The 18,937-nt window shown below is 72.0% G+C and carries 21 protein-coding genes and 1 tRNA gene; 10 read left to right on the top strand and 12 right to left on the bottom strand.

Annotated features, from left to right (window positions below; all coding sequences use genetic code 11):
- The first annotated feature begins 158 nt into the window (after positions 1 to 158).
- The 3 genes from EPL04_RS03395 to EPL04_RS03385 are packed head-to-tail and all read left to right on the top strand — an operon-like array spanning position 159 to position 2,990.
- Entirely contained in the window at positions 159 to 1,622 is a 1,464-nt protein-coding gene (locus tag EPL04_RS03395; RefSeq protein WP_134669426.1) for an aldehyde dehydrogenase family protein, read from the top strand.
- A 52-nt stretch (positions 1,623 to 1,674) separates the two neighbouring features.
- Complete coding sequence (locus EPL04_RS03390; RefSeq protein ID WP_134669424.1) at positions 1,675 to 2,448, top strand: nucleotide-binding protein; 774 nt, start codon at positions 1,675 to 1,677, stop codon at positions 2,446 to 2,448.
- Positions 2,445 to 2,990 carry a hypothetical protein gene (locus tag EPL04_RS03385; RefSeq protein WP_134669422.1) on the top strand — a complete coding sequence of 182 codons (546 nt, stop codon included), beginning with the start codon at positions 2,445 to 2,447 and terminating at the stop codon, positions 2,988 to 2,990. Before EPL04_RS03390 ends, EPL04_RS03385 begins: the two co-directional genes overlap by 4 nt.
- On the opposite strand, the gene EPL04_RS03380 is transcribed toward EPL04_RS03385, so the two are convergent.
- Positions 2,991 to 4,091 carry an outer membrane protein assembly factor BamB family protein gene (locus EPL04_RS03380; protein WP_134669420.1) on the bottom strand — a complete coding sequence of 367 codons (1,101 nt, stop codon included), beginning with the start codon at positions 4,089 to 4,091 and terminating at the stop codon, positions 2,991 to 2,993.
- A gap of 128 nt (positions 4,092 to 4,219) precedes the next feature.
- On the opposite strand from EPL04_RS03380, the gene EPL04_RS03375 reads away from it, so the two are divergent.
- Positions 4,220 to 5,128: an ABC transporter ATP-binding protein gene (locus EPL04_RS03375; protein ID WP_134669419.1), complete on the top strand. Its 909-nt coding sequence runs from the start codon at positions 4,220 to 4,222 to the stop codon at positions 5,126 to 5,128.
- Positions 5,125 to 5,913 (top strand): ABC transporter permease subunit, encoded by a 789-nt coding sequence (locus EPL04_RS03370; protein WP_134669417.1) that lies wholly within the window; start codon positions 5,125 to 5,127, stop codon positions 5,911 to 5,913. The genes EPL04_RS03375 and EPL04_RS03370 overlap by 4 nt, the downstream gene beginning before the upstream one ends.
- A gap of 61 nt (positions 5,914 to 5,974) precedes the next feature.
- On the opposite strand, the gene EPL04_RS03365 is transcribed toward EPL04_RS03370, so the two are convergent.
- The 7 genes from EPL04_RS03365 to EPL04_RS03335 are packed head-to-tail and all read right to left on the bottom strand — an operon-like array spanning position 5,975 to position 12,929.
- Positions 5,975 to 6,508: a DUF7261 family protein gene (locus EPL04_RS03365; RefSeq protein ID WP_134669415.1), complete on the bottom strand. Its 534-nt coding sequence runs from the start codon at positions 6,506 to 6,508 to the stop codon at positions 5,975 to 5,977.
- Positions 6,505 to 6,921 carry a DUF7262 family protein gene (locus tag EPL04_RS03360; protein WP_134669413.1) on the bottom strand — a complete coding sequence of 139 codons (417 nt, stop codon included), beginning with the start codon at positions 6,919 to 6,921 and terminating at the stop codon, positions 6,505 to 6,507. Before EPL04_RS03360 ends, EPL04_RS03365 begins: the two co-directional genes overlap by 4 nt.
- The gene (locus EPL04_RS03355) at positions 6,914 to 7,591 is read right to left on the bottom strand and encodes a DUF7263 family protein (protein ID WP_134669411.1); all 678 of its coding nucleotides are present in this window, start codon (positions 7,589 to 7,591) and stop codon (positions 6,914 to 6,916) included. Before EPL04_RS03355 ends, EPL04_RS03360 begins: the two co-directional genes overlap by 8 nt.
- A complete protein-coding gene (locus tag EPL04_RS03350) occupies positions 7,588 to 8,061 on the bottom strand; it encodes a DUF7266 family protein (protein WP_134669410.1) in 474 nt (157 codons plus the stop codon). Before EPL04_RS03350 ends, EPL04_RS03355 begins: the two co-directional genes overlap by 4 nt.
- Positions 8,054 to 8,800 (bottom strand): DUF7289 family protein, encoded by a 747-nt coding sequence (locus EPL04_RS03345; RefSeq protein ID WP_134669409.1) that lies wholly within the window; start codon positions 8,798 to 8,800, stop codon positions 8,054 to 8,056. The genes EPL04_RS03350 and EPL04_RS03345 overlap by 8 nt, the downstream gene beginning before the upstream one ends.
- Complete coding sequence (locus EPL04_RS03340; RefSeq protein WP_134669407.1) at positions 8,797 to 10,707, bottom strand: type II secretion system F family protein; 1,911 nt, start codon at positions 10,705 to 10,707, stop codon at positions 8,797 to 8,799. The genes EPL04_RS03345 and EPL04_RS03340 overlap by 4 nt, the downstream gene beginning before the upstream one ends.
- Positions 10,704 to 12,929 (bottom strand): type II/IV secretion system ATPase subunit, encoded by a 2,226-nt coding sequence (locus EPL04_RS03335; RefSeq protein ID WP_134669405.1) that lies wholly within the window; start codon positions 12,927 to 12,929, stop codon positions 10,704 to 10,706. Before EPL04_RS03335 ends, EPL04_RS03340 begins: the two co-directional genes overlap by 4 nt.
- A gap of 175 nt (positions 12,930 to 13,104) precedes the next feature.
- Between EPL04_RS03335 and EPL04_RS03330 the strand changes: the two genes are divergently transcribed.
- From EPL04_RS03330 to EPL04_RS03315, 4 genes are read left to right on the top strand one after another with little or no spacing between them, the layout of a single operon-like run.
- Entirely contained in the window at positions 13,105 to 14,055 is a 951-nt protein-coding gene (locus EPL04_RS03330; RefSeq protein ID WP_134669404.1) for a DUF4129 domain-containing protein, read from the top strand.
- Positions 14,052 to 14,648 (top strand): DUF7269 family protein, encoded by a 597-nt coding sequence (locus tag EPL04_RS03325; protein WP_134669402.1) that lies wholly within the window; start codon positions 14,052 to 14,054, stop codon positions 14,646 to 14,648. The genes EPL04_RS03330 and EPL04_RS03325 overlap by 4 nt, the downstream gene beginning before the upstream one ends.
- The gene (locus EPL04_RS03320; protein WP_134669400.1) at positions 14,645 to 15,940 is read left to right on the top strand and encodes a DUF58 domain-containing protein; all 1,296 of its coding nucleotides are present in this window, start codon (positions 14,645 to 14,647) and stop codon (positions 15,938 to 15,940) included. The genes EPL04_RS03325 and EPL04_RS03320 overlap by 4 nt, the downstream gene beginning before the upstream one ends.
- The gene (locus tag EPL04_RS03315) at positions 15,937 to 16,437 is read left to right on the top strand and encodes a DUF7519 family protein (protein WP_244605525.1); all 501 of its coding nucleotides are present in this window, start codon (positions 15,937 to 15,939) and stop codon (positions 16,435 to 16,437) included. Before EPL04_RS03320 ends, EPL04_RS03315 begins: the two co-directional genes overlap by 4 nt.
- Here the strand turns inward: EPL04_RS03315 and EPL04_RS03310 are convergent.
- The gene (locus EPL04_RS03310; protein WP_134669397.1) at positions 16,434 to 16,622 is read right to left on the bottom strand and encodes a hypothetical protein; all 189 of its coding nucleotides are present in this window, start codon (positions 16,620 to 16,622) and stop codon (positions 16,434 to 16,436) included. The two genes, EPL04_RS03315 and EPL04_RS03310, sit on opposite strands and share 4 nt — an antisense overlap.
- 63 nt (positions 16,623 to 16,685) lie before the next feature.
- Complete coding sequence (locus EPL04_RS03305) at positions 16,686 to 17,645, bottom strand: AAA family ATPase (protein WP_134669395.1); 960 nt, start codon at positions 17,643 to 17,645, stop codon at positions 16,686 to 16,688.
- A 100-nt stretch (positions 17,646 to 17,745) separates the two neighbouring features.
- Here EPL04_RS03305 and EPL04_RS03300 point away from each other — a divergent pair.
- Positions 17,746 to 17,830, top strand: a tRNA-Ser gene (locus tag EPL04_RS03300).
- 34 nt (positions 17,831 to 17,864) lie between these two features.
- On the opposite strand, the gene EPL04_RS03295 is transcribed toward EPL04_RS03300, so the two are convergent.
- Entirely contained in the window at positions 17,865 to 18,263 is a 399-nt protein-coding gene (locus EPL04_RS03295) for a hypothetical protein (protein WP_134669394.1), read from the bottom strand.
- A gap of 141 nt (positions 18,264 to 18,404) precedes the next feature.
- Positions 18,405 to 18,917, bottom strand: a complete 513-nt coding sequence (locus EPL04_RS03290; protein ID WP_134669392.1) for a TspO/MBR family protein — start codon at positions 18,915 to 18,917, stop codon at positions 18,405 to 18,407.
- Between the last annotated feature and the right edge of the window lie 20 nt (positions 18,918 to 18,937).

Below are 18,937 nucleotides of genomic sequence, written 5' to 3'. Positions count from 1 at the left end.
TGAGCTCGGTCGATCCCGTGCGAAGTAACTAAATACGGTTTCGTAATACGGACTTTCCGGCGATATAGTAATCTATTGTAGTTTCCGGCACCGGCTAGTTTTATACGCGCTCGCCGAGAGGGTTCTGACGAGCCGGACGAACACCGGTGACAGCACCCATGCCGACGACAGATACCGAGCGCGAGCGCCTCTTCATCGACGGCCAGCGCGTTCCAGCGACCGATGGCGAATGGCTAACGACCGAAGACCCGGCGACCGGCGAAGCGATAGCCAGCGTCCCGGAGGCGAACGCTCCCGACGTCGACCGTGCAGTCGAGGCGGCGGAGTCGGCGTTTCCCGATTGGCGAGACGTCTCGCCGTCGGAGCGCGGGCGTCTCCTCCGTGCGGTCGCCGCTGAGATCAGGGACTGCGCCCACGACCTCGCCGAACTCGAGAGTCGCGACCAGGGCAAGCCGCTGTCGCAGGCCCGTCGCGACATCGAGGGCGCGGCTCGCTACTTCGAATACTACGCCGGTGCGGCCGACAAATTAGAGGGGACGACCGTCCCGGTCGAGTCCGATCGTCTCGATTACACCGTCCGGGAACCGTACGGCGTGAGCGCTCAGATCATCCCGTGGAACTTCCCCGCGAACATCTTCGCGCGCGGCGTCGCGCCCGCGCTCGCCGCCGGTAACGCGACGGTCGTGAAGCCATCGCCCACGACGCCGCTTTCGGCCCTCCGGCTTGCCGAACTCTGTCAGGACGCGGGTCTCCCCGACGGGGTCGTCAACGTCGTCACCGGCGGCGCCGACCCGGGCGCAGCCCTGACCGGCCACGAGGACGTCGACGCGATCACGTTCACCGGGAGCGTCCCCACCGGTCAGCGCGTGATGGAAGCGGCCGCAGAGACGATAACGCCGGTCACGCTCGAACTCGGAGGGAAGAACCCGGCCGTCGTCTTCCCCGACGCCGATCTCGACGAGGCGGTCTCGTGGATCGCCACCGGAATCTTCACTAACGCCGGACAGGTCTGCTCGGCCGCAGATCGGGCCCTGGTCCACGAAGACGTTTACGAGGAGTTCGTCGATCGCATCGTCGCCGTCGCGAACGCGTACGAACTCGACGCCGGACTCGACGACCCAGACATGGGTCCGCTCAACCACGCCGCACACCGCGAGAAGGTCGAGCAGTACATCCGGGTGGGACGCGAAGAGGGCGCGACGGTCGCGGCCGGCGGCGGGTCGCTCGACCGCGACGGCCACTTCGTCGAACCGACGGTGTTCACCGACGTTTCCCCCGAGATGCGGATCGCCCGCGAGGAGATCTTCGGTCCCGTACTCACCGTCGTTCCGTTTTCGGACGTCGACGAGGCGATCGCCGTCGCGAACGACGTCGAGTTCGGCCTCGCGGGCGGTGTCTTCACCCGCGACGTGAAACGCGCTCACGCCGTCGCGGGCCGCATCGACGCCGGAACCGTCTACGTCAACGAGTGGTTCGGCGACCGGACGGCGACCCCGTTCGGAGGCTACAAGCGGAGCGGAATCGGCCGCGAGAAGGGACTCGAAGCGCTCGACTCGTACCTCCAGACCAAGAATGTCGCGCTCTCGCTCGACGAGGGCCACCCCGACGTGCCTGGATTATAATCCCCCGTCTCGAAGGTTAGATTTTTACCGCGTCGAGCGCAATCACGGCCCAATGGTCGAGGCGTTCGCGGTGGCGAGCGGGAAGGGCGGCACCGGCAAGACCACCACGACGGTCGCGCTCGGGATGGCGTTGGCCGAGGAGTACGACGTGACCGTGGTGGACGCCGACACCGGGATGGCGAACCTCCTCTTTCACACCGGCCTGACCGACGCCGACGCGACCCTCCACGACCTAGTGATCGCGGGGTCGACCAGATCGGTCGAGGACGCCGTCTACGAGCGGTTCGGCATGCGAGTCGTGCCCTGCGGGACCAGCCTCGAGGCCTTCGAGGCGGCCGACCCCGACCGGCTCCGAGCCGTGGTCGCGGAATTGGCGGCCGACGCCGACGTGATCCTGTTGGACTCGCCGGCGGCGCTCGGCTCGAAGAGCGCGGTCCTCCCGGTCGTGCTGGCCGATCGGGTCGCGGTGGTGGTCGAGCCGACGATCCCGGCGCTCAGCGACGGCCTCAAGGTCCAGGAGTACGCCGCCTCCTACGGCACCGACACCGCGGGCGTCGTGTTCAACAAGGTCCGAGACCCCGAGGCCGCCTCGGACGTCGCCGAGAAGGCAGAGCGGTACTTCGACGGGCCGACGCTGGCGACGGTCCCCGACAGCGACGCCGCCCGGGCGGCCCGGCGGGCGGGCGCTCCCCTGCTCGCTCACGCCCCCGACAGCGACGCTGCCCGAGCGTATCAGGCGGCGGCGGGGACGCTCGACGTGCGGGCCGGCGAATCGGACGCGGTGGCCGACCGCTTCCGGAGCGCGGTCGCGCCGGACTCGCCATGAGCCTCCCGTCGGGTACCCTCGTGCTGTCGCGAGTCGTCGGCGACCCCGGGGACGCGCTCGCGACCGCCCTCGACCGCGGGCTCACGGGCTACGCCGTCCTCGAACCCCAGGACGCGCTCCTGCTCGACGGGACGGGCGAGGGCCGACTCACCTTCGAGGACGGCGTGCCGGTCGCGGCGGGCCACACCGGGACGGGTCGGCGCGGCGCCGACGCACTCGCGGACCTCGCGGTGCCCGGACCCTACAGGGTCGAACTCCGGTCTGTCTCGGCGGGGGCGCTCGAAGCGTACCACCGCGAGGCCGACCGCCGAGTGGCGGCCGACGCGCCGGCGGACCTGCTGGCGGGCGACGCCGCCCTCGCCGACCGGACGCGGGCGGCCGCCCCGACGAGCCGTCGCGACGAGACCGCCGACGCGGGGTCGATGGACGCGGTCGAGGCGTTTCTCGACGACGAGGAGAAGATCGACGCGATCCGCGAGCGCGCACGCGAGGAGGCTCGCGAGCGCGCCGAGCAGTGGGGGTTCGACGAGACGCTGGAGTGATCAGGGCGCGAGCGCCCACAGCGTCCCGTCGGTGGTCTGGGCGTACGCTCGCTCGCCGTCGGTCGCCAGCAGGGCGCTCGCCGACAGCTCGGTCCGCCACGCTTCGGTGAACGTCTCGGCGTCGAAACAGGCGACGGTGTCCTCGGCCGTCCGGACGACGAACCAGTCGCCGCCGGTCGCGGTCCCGCGGACCGGCGCGTCGAACCGCGTCTCGCGGCGCTCGACTCCGGTTTCGGGGTCGAGCTCGTACAGCGTCCCGAACGATCCGCCGACGCCGGCGGTCCCGGTCGCGACCAGCATCGACCGATCGGTCGGACGGATCCCGGCCACGCCGGCGCTCTGACCGAAGGTGCGCGTCCACCGGACGTCGCCGCTCGTCGCGTCGAGTGCGGCGAGCCCGTCGCCGTTGTCCCCGCCGACGTACGCCGTCCCGTCGCCGAGAGCCGGGCCGGCGTTCGTCGAGAAGTCGGTGTCGGCGCGCCACTCGACGCTCCCGTCGGCCGGCGCGAGCGCGACGATGCCGCCGTTCCCGCCGTAGACGACCCGCCGTCCGTCGGCCGCGAGCTGCTCGCCCGGCGCGACCACGATCGTGAAGGTCGCGCCGTCCCGGTCGTCGAACTGCCAGCGCACGCTCCCGTCTGCGGGGTCGATCGCCGCGAGCCCGCCGTTCGCGGCGTAGAGCGCCCCGTCGGCGGCGGCCATCGCGGACGCGAGATTCCGAACCGATCCGTTCCAGCGCCGCTCGCCCGATCTCGCGTCGAACGCGAGGACGCGGGCGCTGTCGCCGCCGGCCTTGACGCCGACGTAGACGACGCCCCCGGCGGCCTCGACGCCGGTGACGCGGCCCACCTCCTTCGACCAGCGCCGCTCGCCCGACGCGGCGTCGAAGGCGTCGACGCGACCGTCCTCCAGGTCCCCGTCCGGACCGGCGGCCGCGACGACGCGCCCCGTGAGCGCCGGCGGCGAGAGGGGGCTCGCGCCGCCGACCGATGCGCTCCAGACGGTTCCCTCGGGCGGATCGTCGAGGAGTCCGGTACAGCCGGCGAGGCCGCTGACGGCGGCGGCGCTACACGTCGCGAGGAATCGGCGTCGGGAGGGCATTATCGGGACGTGGGACGGTCGGGACAATAGTCTTCCCCCGCGTCAGCGGCCGTCTCCCGCGGCTCGTCGGGCGAGAACGACAGCACGATGACAAGATCTATCCGGGCGCCCTCTGTAGGTCACGACGCATGACCGCCATCGAATTGGACTCCCTCCGCAAGCGGTTCGGCGACGTGGTCGCCCTCCGCGGGCTCGACCTCGCCGTCGAGTCCGGGGAAGTGTTCGGCTTCCTCGGGCCGAACGGCGCGGGCAAGTCCACCACCATCGACGTCCTGCTCGACTTCCTCCGTCCGACGGCCGGCAACGCCAGCGTCTTCGGTCTCGACGCCCAAACGGAGACCAAACGGATCAGGCGCCGCATCGGCGTCCTCCCCGACGGCTACCACCTCGACGGCCACCTGACCGCGCGCCACCACCTCGAATTCGCCGTCGACTCGAAGGGCGCCGACGACGACCCCGCGGCGCTGCTCGATCGAGTCGGCCTCGACGGCGTGCTCGACCGCCGGGTCGGCGGCTTCTCGAAGGGGATGGCCCAGCGGCTCCTGCTGGCGATGGCGCTGGTCGGCGACCCCGATCTGCTGATCCTCGACGAGCCCTCGACCGGCCTCGACCCCAACGGCGCGCGCCGGATGCGCGAGATCGTCCGGACCGAAGCCGACCGGGGCGCGACGGTCTTCTTCTCGAGTCACATCCTCGGGCAGGTCGAGGCGGTCTGTGACCGCGTCGGCATCCTCGCCGACGGCGAACTGGTCGCGGTCGACACCATCGACGGGCTCCAGGACGCCGTCGGCTCGGAGGCGACCATGACCGTGACTCTCGACCGCTCGCCCGACGGCGCGCTCGACGCCGTCGGCGACCTCGACGGCGTCTCGAACGTCGCCGCCGACGGCGCGACCGTGTCGCTGTCGTGTCCCGACCGACGGAAGATGGACGCCCTCGATGCGCTCCGGGCCGACGGCGCGACCGTCCTCGACATCGAGACCAGCGACGCGTCGCTCGACGACCTGTTCGCCGCCTACACCGGAGGGCGCGAATGAGCTGGACGGTCGTCGCCGAGCGAAACGCGCTCGACCCCTACCGGTCGCGGTCGCTGTGGGTGTACCTGGCGGTGTTCGTCGTCCTCTTCGGGCTGGCGGGCTACGTCGTCGCGCCGGGCGGCCAGCCACTCGCCGCGGCGCTGGTCGGCATCGTCGCGTTCTTCGTGCCGCTGGTCTCGCTGGTGGTCGGCTACCAGTCGGTGGCCCAGAGCCGCCAGAACGGCGGGCTCCGGGTCGTGCTGTCGTACCCGCACACGCGCCGCGAGGTGGTCGTCGGAACCGCCGTCGGGCGAGCGATCGTGATGGCGGGGCTCGTGACCGCCGGCTTCCTCGCGGCGGCGCTCGTCGCCGCTCTCCGGACGGGGGTCCCGGAACTCGGATCGCTCGCGGTCGTCTGGGCGCTCGGCGTCCTGCTCGCGGTCTCGATCGTCGGGCTCGCGGTCGGCATCTCGGCGGCCGTCCGCACTACCAATCGGGCCGCCGTGCTCGGGTTCGGGACCTACCTGCTGTTTTTAGGGCTGTGGAGCCAGCTCCCGGGTATCGTCCGGTACGTGCTCAACGGCTTCTCGCCGCCCCGCGGCCCGACCCCCGAGTGGGTCGCGGTGTTCGGCCAGCTGAACCCCACGAACGCCTTCCAGACGGCGGTCCGGGGACTCGTGTCGGGCGGACCGGCGCCCACCGAAGCGTTCTACGCGTCAGCGTGGTTCGGCGTTCTCGTGCTCGTCGCGTGGCTCTGTCTCCCGCTCGTCGTCGGAATCCTCCGGTTCGACCGGAGCGACCTGTGAGCGTCTCTCGCATCGCTCCCCGGTCTGCGGTTCGTCGCGCCACCGTGAGCGGCTCTCGAGGTCAGCCGACACTCTGGACGACGGTCGTCAGCGACCACTCCGCGCCGTCGGTCGTTATCCGCACGTCGAACGCCGCGGCGAGGACGTGGGTCTCGCCCGCCCGCTCCTGAACGACGACGCCGTCGATCGCCTCGCAGTCGCCGAACTGCCGGTCGGGTCCGCCGGGGCAGTTCGCGCGGCGCCACGCGTCGGCCGCCGACTCGTTGTACGCGACCTGATAGACGGTCCCCGACTCGACCCGCGAGGACCGGAGCGCGTCGAGTCGGGGCGCCACCGACGACCGCATCGTGGCCACCGCGTCGTCGCGCTCGTCCCACGCCGCGCCGGTCGTTCCGGCCGCGGCGTCGTGGACCGCCCGGGTCAGGAGCCGGTCGGCGTTCTCGGCGGGCGCGTCGTACCCCTCGCTCGCGGTCACGTCGGCGTGGTAGCCCAACTGGACGTACGCCATCACCACCGGCGCGAGCGCGACGGCGACCACCGCCGCCGAGACGAGGACGAGTTGGGCGCGCTCGCCCGGCGCTACCGGTCGGCTCACGCGTACCACACCCTGATTCTCACGTCGCCGCCGCCGGTCGTCACGGTCGCCGACCCGACCGCGATCCCGGCTGGCTTGCGGAAGCCGACCGATCCGTATGGGGTAGTCACCCGGAAGAGGAGGTTGTCGGGGAGAATTCGGGCGACCCGGCGTTCGAGGGCGGGGCGCTCGCGGTCGAACGCCGCCCGCGTCCGGACTACCTCCGCGAGTCTGGTCGCGCCCCGATGGCGGGGCGGTTCCCCCGCGAGGACGGTCGCGGCGTCGGCGGCGTACGCGTCGAGTTGCGCGCGCCGATCGTCGGGCGGCGGACCGCCGAGTGCGAACCCCATCGCGACCGCGAGGATCAGGATCGCGCCGACCCCGGCCTCGACGACCGACAGCGAGAGCTGTCCGCGTCGGCCTCGGTCACCCATCGACGGTCACCGCCAGGAGTTCTTTGTGCGTCTCGGCCGGCGCGTAGGTCACTTCGAGACTCTCGGTCGGCAGCGGACCGTCGGTCTCGAACGAGAGGGTCGTGGTCTCGAACGCCGACAGCCGAACGTCGAACCGCCCCGCAAGCCCCGATCCGTTCCGGAGGACGACCCGGTTGTTCGCCCGGACGGTCTCGACGGTCGTCCCTGCCGGCGGCGAGAGCTCGATGGTGGCGTTCGGCGAGCGCCGCGGGAGGGTCACCGTCGGTTCGGCCGCCGAGAGGTCGGGGTGGAGCGTCGCCGCTTCGCGCTCCTCGACCAGCACTACACGCTGGATCGTCGTCCCGCCGGCGGGGTCGCCCGCGGTCGCCACGGTTCGGTCGCCGATCCGGAGCCGAACGTCCCGACCGTCGGCGACCGGGAACAGCGTCCGGAGCCGACTCCCGTTCAGCGCGCCGAGTTCGTCGGCGTCGAGGACGTTGGCACGGGCGGTCACCGGCGTCTCGGCGCCGACCAACCGCTCGGAGAGCGCGACCGCGACCCGCCGCTCGCCCGGGTCGCGATCGGCGGCGACGAACGCCCGGTCGGCCATCCCGAATCCGAGGACCGAGACCGTCGTCACGACGAGCAGGGCCACCGCCAGCGCCGGGAGGTTCATCTGGGCGCGACTCATTCGGCCGCCCCCGATTCGAGCGCGACGGTCAGTCCGTCGGCGTCGCCCCGGACCGCGACGACCGCCGGCTCGCCGCTCGACCAGTTGCCGGTCACCGACTCGACGGCCGCCGGGAGCGCGAGCCGCGCCCGGCCGCCGACCCCGTCGCGCGGGTGGTCGAGGACGAGCGTCCGGTTCTGGGCCCGGATCGAGTACCCCCGCCCGCGGATCGTCGCGGGCAGTGCCACCCGGACCCGTGTCTCGACGGCCCGCGCCGTCGGGGGAACCGCCTGCTGGACGCGCTGGGTCGACTGGGAGAGGACCCGATCGCCGACCTCCGCGCCCGCGGCGGTCCGGTACTCGGGCACCAGTCCGCCGTACAGCGTCGCCCCGAGCAACGAGACGTAGAGGACGACGATGCTCGCTTCGAGGGCCTTCCCGACGACCGGCGAGACGCCCCTGTCCCGGCGGTCGGGTCGCGGGCTACGCACCGCGGACCTCCAGTCGCATGTCGTGGACCACGAGGTACGCGACGCGCTCGCCGGGGAACCGGGCGACCACGCTCGGCTCGTCGTCGCCCGCGAACCGCCGCGTGGTCACCGTCGCGTTCCGCTCGCGGAAGTGGCGGGTCCACGCCGCCGGCGTCGTGGTCTCGATCGCCACTCGGTAGGAGCCGGTTCCGAGGTCGGTCCGCGCGTGGCTCACGTCGGTGCGGAGGAGCGCCGATCCGCCGCCGGTCGCCGCGATCGACCCCGAGCCGTTCAGCGCCGGCGCGCCGACGACGAGCACACCTTCGGGGCCCCCGTCTCCGCGGGACGCCGTCACGGGCGGCGGCGTCCGGAGGCGGGCGTTCGCGCCGGTCCCGCGGACGACGGCGCCGGCGAGGGCGGCGACCCGCCGGTCGCCCGCGGTGAACACGAGCGCGTCGACGCCGACGGTGCGAACGACCCCCGACTCGTTCAACACCCGGAGGTTCCGGTCGACGGTCTCCAGTCGCCCCTCGGTGAACGACACCCGCCCGCGGCGGACGCCGGTCGCCTCGACGGGCGCGAGCGCGGCGTCGAGGTCGGTCGCCACCCGGGTCGCGTCGGCGGTGGCGGCGTTCTCCTCGACGACCGTGCCGACGCTCGCGGTCAGCGTCCCGAGCGAGACGACGACCACTCCGAGCAGGACCGCGACGCCGACGACGCTCGACTGGGCGCGGACGCGCGAGTTCGGGCGCCGACTCATACCATTCCCACCCCCGCGAACACGAAGTACGCGACCCCGACCAGCGCGCCCGAGTGCAACAGCGCCTCGTACGGACCCCTGCTCGCGTAGCCCGCGAACCACCCGCAGGCGAGCATCGTGGCCTGCGTGACGACGTAGAACCGGTGTCTGTCGCGGGCGGGCTCGACCGCGTCGGGATCGAGCGCCATCCCTGCGTCGGCGGTCGAGAGCGACGACAACTGAGCGAAACTGTCGAGCACGTAGACGTCGACCGCGACCATGATCAGCACGACCAGCATGCCGGTGGTCCACCCGACCGCGACGTAGACGAGCATGTTCGCGCGAAGCGCCTTGCGCTCGTGGTAGAGCCGTCCGATCTCGACCTGCAGGGTCTCGAAGACGGCCTCGGCGTCGCCGCCGGCGTCGAGCGCGCCCGTCACGAGGCCGATGCTCTGGTCGGCCAGCGGCGTCCCGACCCGGTCGACGAACCGCGCGAGCGACGCCGACTGGAGGTTCTGCTCGCGGGTCGTCAGGTTCGCGTTGAACGCCAGATCGGCGACGTCGGGGTCGAGCGCACCCAGATCGACGTCGCTGGCGACCCGTTCGACCGCCGCCGAGAACGGCCGGCCGAGGCTGACGTGGCCCGAGACCGCGTGGACGAAGTCCTTGATCTCGCGGTCTTTCGCGTCGTCGAGGCCGGCTCGGCGGAGCGCGACGAGCCCGACCGGCACCGCGAACGCGACGTAGCCCAACAGTGCCACGTCGACCGGCTTGGCCCCGGTGGCGTGGAGGATCGCGACGACGCCGGCCGCGAACGGCGCGGCCGCGACGACCGCGCTGGCCGGGTTCCGGAGCGCGCTCGCGGCGGTCGCCAGCGCGCCCGCAGGTCGGTCGTAGCTCCGCCCCGACTGGTCCGGGGGCCGGAGCCGCGCGACCATCGCGGCCGCGCCGCCCCCGACGACGAGGATGAACGCGCCGCTCCCGTACACCAGCACCGCGCGGGTCGAGGTCGTCCCGAACGGGGTCGCGACGGGTTCGCTCAGCCCCGGCGCGAGCACGCTCATCACGGTCAGGACGATGACCAACAGTGCGGGCATCACCAGCAGGACGATGAACATCTCCGCGACGAGTTCGAGGAAGTCGCCCGCCTGCTCGCGAGTCCTCGACTGGCGGTGGCTCAGCATGCGGCTCTCCATCTGGAGGTACTGGGCCAACGCGTCGGGGCCCTGTTCGGCGTGCTCGCGGAACTTCACGAGAAACGGAGCCAGCGCGTCCCGCGAGGGGGTGTCCCGGGCGACGACGCCTAGCCCCTCCCCGAGGCTCCCGCTCAGGGCCGCTTTGTTCAGCGCCTTCCGGAACGCGACCGCGGTCTCGCCGTACGCGGCCTCGCGGTCGGCGACTTTCCGGAGCATCGCCGCGCCGTCGTCGCTTCCCGACGACAGCGCGTGGAGATACCGGACCGCGCCGGGGAGCGTCCGGTCGATGTTCGACCGGCGGGCGTCGGCGGCCCACTTGAGGTAGCGTCCCCCGAGCGCGACGACCGCGCGCTTGGCCGCCAGCCCCGCGGCGGCGCCGACGAGGAGCGCCGTAGTCGTCCCCGAGACCGACGGGCCGGAGACGGCGTCGAGGCCGGGTACGCCCCGCCGGACGAACGACGCGACCGCCCCGACGCTCGCGTCGGGCAGAGCCACGACCGCCCCGAACGCCCACACCCCGGCCAGCCCGAACGCGAGCCACGAGAGGCCGTACGTCCGCGCGAGGTAGACGTCGAAGCTCGCGGTCACGCCGGTCGCCCGGTAGCGCTTGCGGTCGGCGTCGTGGCGGGCCGAATCGGCGTGCCGGGAGAACAACGCGTAGAGCGCCCGATCGAGGACCGAGAGCGACCGCGACCCGCGGTCGTCGACGGCGCTCGTCTCGGCGACGCTCACGGCGCCCCCCGGTTGGCGCGCTCGACGGTCGCGGCCTCGTTGGTCTGGAGGTCCGAGAGGAACCCGAACAGCGCCTCGAAGTCGTCCATTCCCTCCCGCTGGAGGTACTGGACGTACCGGTGTTTCCGGTGAAACTCCGCCTCGACGTCCTCGACGGTGCGGTCGCCGCGGGCCGCGAGACGGTGGAAAAACCGGTGGCGCCGGTCGCGCTCGTCGTCGCCGAGTTGGGGGTGGTCGTACGCGAACCGGTATCGCCCGTCGGTGTCCCGGTACGCGACCGTGTTCCAGTAGACGGTGGCGTCGTCCTTGCGGACCGCGCCGCACCGCGACCGGTCGGCGTCGAGGGCCTCGAACGCCGACTCAGAGAGGAGTTCGACGACCTCGCCGACGTATCGCTCGCCGTCGACGCGCCGAGGGAACACGACCAGATCGAGCTCCCGGAGGAGGTAGGGCGGCAGGCCCTGCTCGACCACCCGATTGACGAGCTTCTCGACGTCCTCGGCGTGGGTGGTGCCGATGATGCTGTGGCCGGTGTTGAGGCTCTCGGCGAACGTCCGGAAGCTCGCTGGCGTGTTGATCTCCGCGATCACCTCCACGTCCGGATTCAGGTAGTTGCACTCGGTCATCAGATCCGCCATCGTCACGCGCTTGTAGTCGCTCTCGTGGTCGCGCGTGGTGAGCGAGACGCTCGTCTCGTGGGGGAGCCGGACCTCCCGGGAGCCCTCGTCGATCGAGATCGGGCGGTCGCGGTAGGGCACGAACGGCATGTGGGCGTTCATCAGCGTCGTCTTGCCGGCCCCGGTCGGCCCCGAGAAGAGGACGACGCCGTGGTGCTCGTAGGCCTGCCACAGCAGGGTCACGATCTCCGTCGAGAGGCTCTCGGATTCGAGCAGGTCGACGGGCGTCATCGCCTCGGGCGCCTGCTTGCGGATCGAGATGTGTGGGCCGTCTTCGCTGATGACTCCGAGCGCGACCGCACACCGGATGGTCGTCCCGTCGGGGACGCCCTCCGGCTGGAGGTTCACCTTCGCGCTCGGGTTCGAGGCGTTGAGCTCGGTGCCGTCGGCGGCGGCCATCTGGGTGACGACGTTGACGAACGCCGACTCGTCGTCGAACGAGAGGTTGGTCGGGATGCGCTCGCCGTGGCCGATCTCGCGGCCCCGCGGGACGACCTTGATGCGTTCGCCCACGCGGTTGGCCTCGATGTCTTCGAGCAGGTCGTCCCGGATCGGGATCGTGAGCTTGCCGTGGCCAACGAAGTCCCGCATCACGTAGTAGACGAGGTCCGAGAGCCGATCGGTCGAAAAGCGGTGGTTCACCGGCGGCACCGCCAGATCGTACTCCGCGAGGGCGGCCCGCGTGCGGTAGGCCGCGGCGTCGAGCCACGCTCGGGTGTTGCGGGCGGTGAGCCGCCGCGAGAGGAAGGTCCGGGCGCGCTCGCGCACGAACGCCGCCCGGTCTTCGACCACGCCGTCGACGTTGGTCTCCCAGATGCGGTCTTTGCACTCGCGTATCAGTTCCTCGTCGCCGGGCAGGAGATCGGGCTCCTGGACCGCGTACTTCGTGGTGAAGGCGTCGTTCGCCAGCAGGTGTTCGCGGTAGATCACGACCGGCACCCGGAAGTTCCGGAACCCCACCGCGTGGGTCTCGACGCGCTCGCTGGCGAACCGGCTCAGGAAGTCGGCGTCGGCGGGCAGGGCGGTGTCGGCGGGCGCGTAGTCGTCGGTGTGGACCACGAGGCGGTCGCCGGCGGTGTCGGCGACCTCGATGCCGGAATCGAGCGCGAGCGGAGTGAGCTCGCCCAGACACCGCAGGTCTCGGAGCGCTCGGTACTCGACCCGGCGGCGGGCCTCGGGCGGCAGATCGGTGAGCCGGTCGACGATCCGGCGGTACTTCGGATCGAGGCCCGCGTCCATCCGCTCGGTCGCGCCCTCCCGGGTCACCGGCCGCCGGAGGTTCGCGTCCGAGAAGTGCTCCTCGACCCGGGAGAGGGCGTCGGCGCCGGCCGGCGAGAGGCTCGGCTCTCGCACGCGGTAGTCGAAGCCCTCGCCGGCCTCGCGGATGGTGGCGATCACGTCGGGGTGGAGCTCGTACTGGTCGCGGACGGTCGGCGCGTACCACGCGTCGGGGTCGTCCGGCGGCTTCGGCGCCGGAACCGTCGGCGGTTCGGGGCCGCCGGGAGCCGATCCCGGCGCTTCCGGAGACGGCGATAGCCCTGCCATAGGATAATTCTGATACTTCTACGATTTAAATTTTTAGAAACGGAAATTATGGATAAATATGGGCGGGCGACCGGCGACCCGACCCCGCTCGACTCGAACGCCGTCGGGTATCGCCGGCGTTCGATCCCGGGACGAATCCCCAAACGCTAAGGTATCAATCGCGCTACCTTCTGCCGTGGACAGCGATACCGTACGGCCCGTCGTCCTGGCGCTGTTGTGTGTCCTCGCTATCGGCGTGGCGGCCGCGACGCTGAACTCGGCGGTTCGGACCGACGCCGGCGGCGGGTTCGGCGTCGGATCGCCGGCGTCGGACGCGGGGTCGCCCGGCGGCGCCGACCCCGAGTTCAGCCTCGGGAACGGATCGGCGGGCGCGGGGCTCGGGTTCGACTTCCCGTGTTACCCCGTGTTGGTCGAACCGTGGGCGGTCGGGCTGATCGTCGCGGCGTTCGCGCTCGGGGGGTATCTCGCGTACCGTCGGCTCGGCGGGATCGGGGTCGTGGCATACGCCCTTCCGGTCGGAATCCCGCTCGTGCTGGCCCACGCGTTGCTCACCGCGTGTCTCTCGCCGTCGACTTCCGAGTCCGAGAGCCTGCTCCCGGGCGGGGCCGGTAACATCTCGTTGCCCGGCGGCGGGAGCGGCGTGCCGGGGTCGGGGTCGGGGACGACTCTGACCGACCCCTCGGTGTTACTTCTGGTCGGACTCGGCCTCGCGCTCGCGGGAGCGGTCGCGCTACTGGTCGTCTCGTCGAGCGGCGACGACGCCGACCCCGACGAGTCGGTCGCCGGCCCCGAGACCCGAGAGGACGTCGCCGCGGTGGGCCGGGCGGCCGGCGCGGCCGCCGACCGCATCGAGGACGCGACCGACGTCGACAACGAGGTCTACCGGGCGTGGCGCGAGATGACCAGCCATCTCGACGTGGCCAACCCCGACTCCAGCACGCCCGCCGAGTTCGCGGCGGCCGCGGTCGAGGCGGGCATCGATCGGGAGGACGTAGAGGAACTCACCGCGCTGTTCGAGGAAGTCCGGTACGGTGGCGAGTCGCCGACCGACGACCGCGAGCGCCGGGCGCTGGACGCGCTCCGAAGCGTCGAGGAGTACGCCGACGACGGAGGGCCCGGTCGATGACCGATCACCCGATTCTCACCGCGGTCGGCGTGGGGGCGGTCGGACTCGGCGTCCTGCTGGTCGTCCAGCCGGGGCTCGCGGCCGCCGTCGGCGCCGACTACGTGGCGGTCACCGTGGTCGGACTCCTTGCGGTCGTGCAGGCGGTCCGGGTCGTCCAGCGCCGCCGATCGACCGAGATCCGCGGCGCGGCGACGCCCGACGTCGAGACGGTAGAGACCGTGCCGACCCCGGGCGAGGCGTTCGACGACCGCGTGGCGGGGCTCGGGGCGGGCGCCCGCCGGACCACGGTCCGCGAGCGAGAGGACATCCGCGAGCATCTCACCGAGACCGCGGTGACGGCGGTCGCCCACGCCCGCAACTGCTCGCCGGCGACCGCCCGCGAACGGATCGAGGCCGGCGAGTGGACCGACGACCGGTACGCCGCGGCGTTTCTCGCCGGCCCGGACGGACCCCGCCTGCCGTTCCGGTCGAAGCTCCGGTTCGTCGCCGGCTCGGAGTCGCTTCGCCAACACCAGATGCGTCGCACCGCCGACGCCGTCGCTCGGGTGGCCGGGGTCGGCGACGACGCCGACGCGCGGGAGGGGTCGCCATGAGCGACCGCGACGACGACCGGAGCCGGACGATCCGGACGACGAACCGCTGGCGCGGCGTCAGTGCGGTCGCGTTTCTGGCGGGCGGGCTGGGCGTGCTGTTCAGCAGTCCCGTCGTCCTGCTGTCGGGCGTGGTCGGGGTCGCGTTCGCGGCCTACGCCCGGACCGCGAGCCCGCCGGCGGTCGCCCTCGAGGTGACCCGCGCGGTGAGCGACGACCAACCCCTGCCGGGCGAGGAGGTGACGGTGCACCTGACCGTCGAGAACGTCGGCGACGCGACGCTCCCGGACCTCCGGCTGGTCGACGGCGTTCCGGACGCGCTCGGGGTCGTCGACGGCTCGCCCCGGCTCGGGACCGCGCTCCGCCCCGGCAAGACCGCCCGGCTCACCTACGCCGTGACCGCCGAACGCGGCGACCACGCCTTCGATCCCGTCTCGGTGGTCGCCCGGGACTTCAGCGGGGCGACCGAGGTCGAGACCCAAATCGAGTGCGAGACCACGCTCACCTGCGTGCCGAAGCTCGGCACCACGGTCGACGTGCCCCTGCGGGCCCAGACCACCCAGTACACCGGCCGGGTCACCACCGACTCGGGCGGCTCCGGCGTCGAGTTCCACGCCACCCGGGAGTACCGCCGGGGCGACCCCCTCTCGCGGGTCGACTGGAACCGGCTCGCACGGACGGGCGATCTCACGACGATCGACTTCCGGGAGGAACGGGCCGCCAGCGTGGTGGTGGTCGTCGACGCCCGCGAGGAGGCCTACTGCTCGGCGCCGGGCGACGACCGGAACGCGGTCCAGTACGGCGTCGACGCCGCCGGCAAGGCGCTGACCAAGCTCCTCGACGCGGGCAACCGGGCGGGGCTGGCGTCGTTCGGCCCCGAGACGTGCTGGCTCGCGCCGGGCGCGGGCCACGATCATCAGGCCCGGGCCCGGGACCTGCTGGCGACCCACCCGGCGTTCGGGCCGGTGCCCGCCGGCGGCACCTTCTACCCGACGAGCCGGCTGAAGTGGCTCCGCAAGCGGCTCCCGCCCTCCTCGCAGGTCCTGTTCGTCACGCCGCTGTGCGACGACTTCGCCGGCGAGGTCGCCCGCCGGCTCGACGCCGAGGGCCACCTCGTGACCGTCCTCAGCCCCGACCCCACCGCGACCGAGACGCCGGGCCAGCGCCTCGCCCGGACCCGGCGCGCCCACCGGCTCACGGGGCTCCGGGAGGCCGGAATCCGCGCCATCGACTGGTCGCTCGACGACCGACTCGGCGTAGCGCTCGAACGGTCGGCTCGGAGGTGGACCGCGTGACCCGCGAGATCGACCGGTCGCCGGCGGTGCTGTCGTCGGCGCTGGCGGCTTCGGCGGCGGCGATCTCGGCGGGGGCGAGCGCGCTCACCTCGACGATCGGGCTCGGGTTCGGCGCGGCCGGGTTCGTCCTCGTCGCGATCGGTCTCGCCCGGGGCTGGCGGCGCGCTGTCGGGCTGGGCGCGAGCGGCCTGCTCGTCGGCGCGCTCGCCGGCGGCGTCCTGACCGGGGCGCCGTTCTTGCTGTTGCCGGGTGTCATCGCCGCGGTGCTCGCGTGGGACTTCGGCGAGCAGGCGATCAACGTCGGCGAGCAACTGGGCCGGGCGGCCGACACCGCCCAACTGGAGGCGACCCACGCCGCCGCCAGCACGGTCGTCGGCGCGGGCGCCGGCGGACTGGGGTACGCGATCTACCTCGGGTCGTCGGGCGGCCAGCCCGTGACGGCGCTGGTGTTCCTGTTGCTCGGGGCGGTCGCGCTGACCTCGGCGCTTCGGGCCTAAGGCCGCGTTTCGCGCCGAACCCGTCGGAGCTGGCGTTCGACCCGGCGAGCCGCGTCCTCGGCGTTCGGATCGAGGTCGCGGAGGTCGGCGTCGGCGCTCTCCTCGCCGCCTTCGTCCTCGCGGTCGGGTCGCGCGGTGTCGTCGGTCTCTCGCGTCTCGGAATCCGTCTCGCGGTCGTCGTCCATACCCGTCAGTGTCCGGCGCTCCGAAATAAAAGCGAGCCAACCGCGGTGAAAGTGAAACGGGTCCTACGCGCGCTGTTCGACCGTCGGGACGGCCACCTCGTCGAGGACGCGGTCGACGATCGCGGCTTTCTCGACGCCGTTGACCTTCGCGTCGGGCGTCAGCACCACGCGGTGGGCCAACACCGGCTGTGCAACGCGCTTGATGTCGTCGGGCGTGACGAACTCCCGGCCCTCCAGGACGGCCCGGGCGCGGGCGGCCTCGAACAGCCGCTGGGTCCCGCGGGGCGAGACGCCGACCTCGACTCGGCGGTCCTCGCGGGTCGCGCGGGCCACGTCGGCGACGTACTCCAGCAGGTCGTCGTCGACGCGCACCGTCTCGGGCACCTCCCGGAGGTCGGTCACCAACTTCTCGTCGAGCACGGTGCCGATCGAGGGGCTCTGGGCGCTCCGGCCGGCCCGCCGGCGGAGGAGTTCGTACTCGCCGTCGGCGTCGGGGTAGCCGATCGAGGACTTGACCGCGAACCGGTCGACCTGCGCCTCGGGCAGGGGGAAGGTGCCCTCCTGCTCGACGGGGTTCTGTGTCGCGATCACGAAGAACGGCCGGGGGAGCTCGTGGGTGTCGCCGTCGACGGTGACCTGCGCCTCCTCCATGGCTTCGAGGAGCGCGGCCTGGGTCTTGGGCGGCGCGCGGTTGATCTCGTCGGCCAGCACCACGTTCGCGAAGATCGGCCCCTCGTTGAACTCGAAGTCGCGGGTCTCCTCGTTGAAGACGTGGGTGCCGGTCACGTCGGCCGGGAGGAGGTCGGGGGTGAACTGCACGCGCGAAAACGAGAGCCCGAGCGCCGACGCGAAGCTCCGGGCGGTCAGGGTCTTGCCCGTGCCGGGCACGTCCTCCAGCAGGACGTGGCCGCTCGACAGCACGCCCAACAGTACGGTTTCGAGGAACTCGCGGTCGGCGATGACCGCGCCGCCGATCGCGTCGAGGACCGACTCACACCGCTCGCTCGCCTCGGTTACGTCCATACGCTACCCCGGCGTGCCACTCGCTTGAATGTGACGGTCGATTGAAGGATGGGCGCGGAATCGAAACCACTAAGTCCGAGACGGCGGTACGTCGAGACGAGCCGAGGTAGCCTAGCCCGGCCAAGGCGGTTGCTTCGAGAGCAACTGTCCTCACGGACACAGGAGTTCAAATCTCCTCCTCGGCGCTTCTTCGTTCCCACACCGGCGAGCCGCGGCTGTTCAGAACAGCAACATGAAGTTGTGGACTCCGAGAAAGCCGTACCACACTCCCGCCGAGGCGTAGGTCACGACCCGGAACGCCGCGGGGTAGTCGTCGGGAGCCCACCCCTCGGGGACGATTCGAGCCACCACCTCGGCGCTCTCGGCCAGTAGCGCCACGCCCCCGACCGCGATGACGACGGTGACGAGCACCCCGGGCACCATCCCGAGTTCCTGCATCAGCGTCCGGGTGACGTACATCGACTCGTAGACGTCGTCGCGCAGTGACAGGACCGTCACCGTGCTGACCGCGTCGAGCGCCTTGCCGGCGATCAACACCACCAGTAGCGCGGCGCGGCTCGCGCCCACGCCGTAGCGACCGCCGGCCACACCGATCTCCGAGACCGAACTGTTCGACACGACCCAGCCGACGCCACAGCCGTCCTTTGTTATGCGGCGCGCAAACTCGCGGTAACCGCGGTCAAGCCCGAATCAGGCGAGGGTTGGGACGGCCTGCTCGCGAGTAACGGCCCGATACTCGGTCGCGACGGCCTCACCGAGTCAGCCGTTCAGCCGCCAGATTTCGTAGTTCAGCGCGGTCGCGTACCCCACCCACAGCAGGTACGGAGCCAGGAGCGCCGCGGCCCGGCGGTCGATCCGGGCGAACGCCGCCATCGTCGCGAGGATGGTGGCAACGAGCGCGACGATGACGACCAGCCCGCCGAGGAGTTCGCGGGCGCCGAAGAAGGTGAGCGTCCACGCCGCGTTGAGGACCAACTGGACGGCGAACGCCCCGAGCGCGATCCGGCGGCGCCGACCCGTCCCGCCACGCCACGCCAGATACAGCGCCACGCCCATCAGGAGGTAGAGGACGGTCCACACCGGGCCGAACACCCAGCTCGGCGGTGTGAACGCCGGCTTGGCGAGCGTCGGGTACCACGTCGCCACGTCGTCGGCGGTCAGGAGCGAGGGCACGACGCCCGCGAGCTCGCAGACGAGGACGCTCGCCGCCAGCGCGAGCCACTCGACGGATCGCCCGCCCGGCGTCGATCGTAGCCTGTCGAGAACGCTCATACGCGGCGTACGCGCCGGTG

It is taken from the genome of Halorussus marinus, from assembly GCF_004521895.1.
GTDB classification, from domain to species: Archaea; Halobacteriota; Halobacteria; order Halobacteriales; family Haladaptataceae; genus Halorussus; species Halorussus marinus.
The sequence above is the reverse complement of the archived record's forward strand: the minus strand, read 5'-3'. Positions and strand labels throughout refer to the sequence as shown.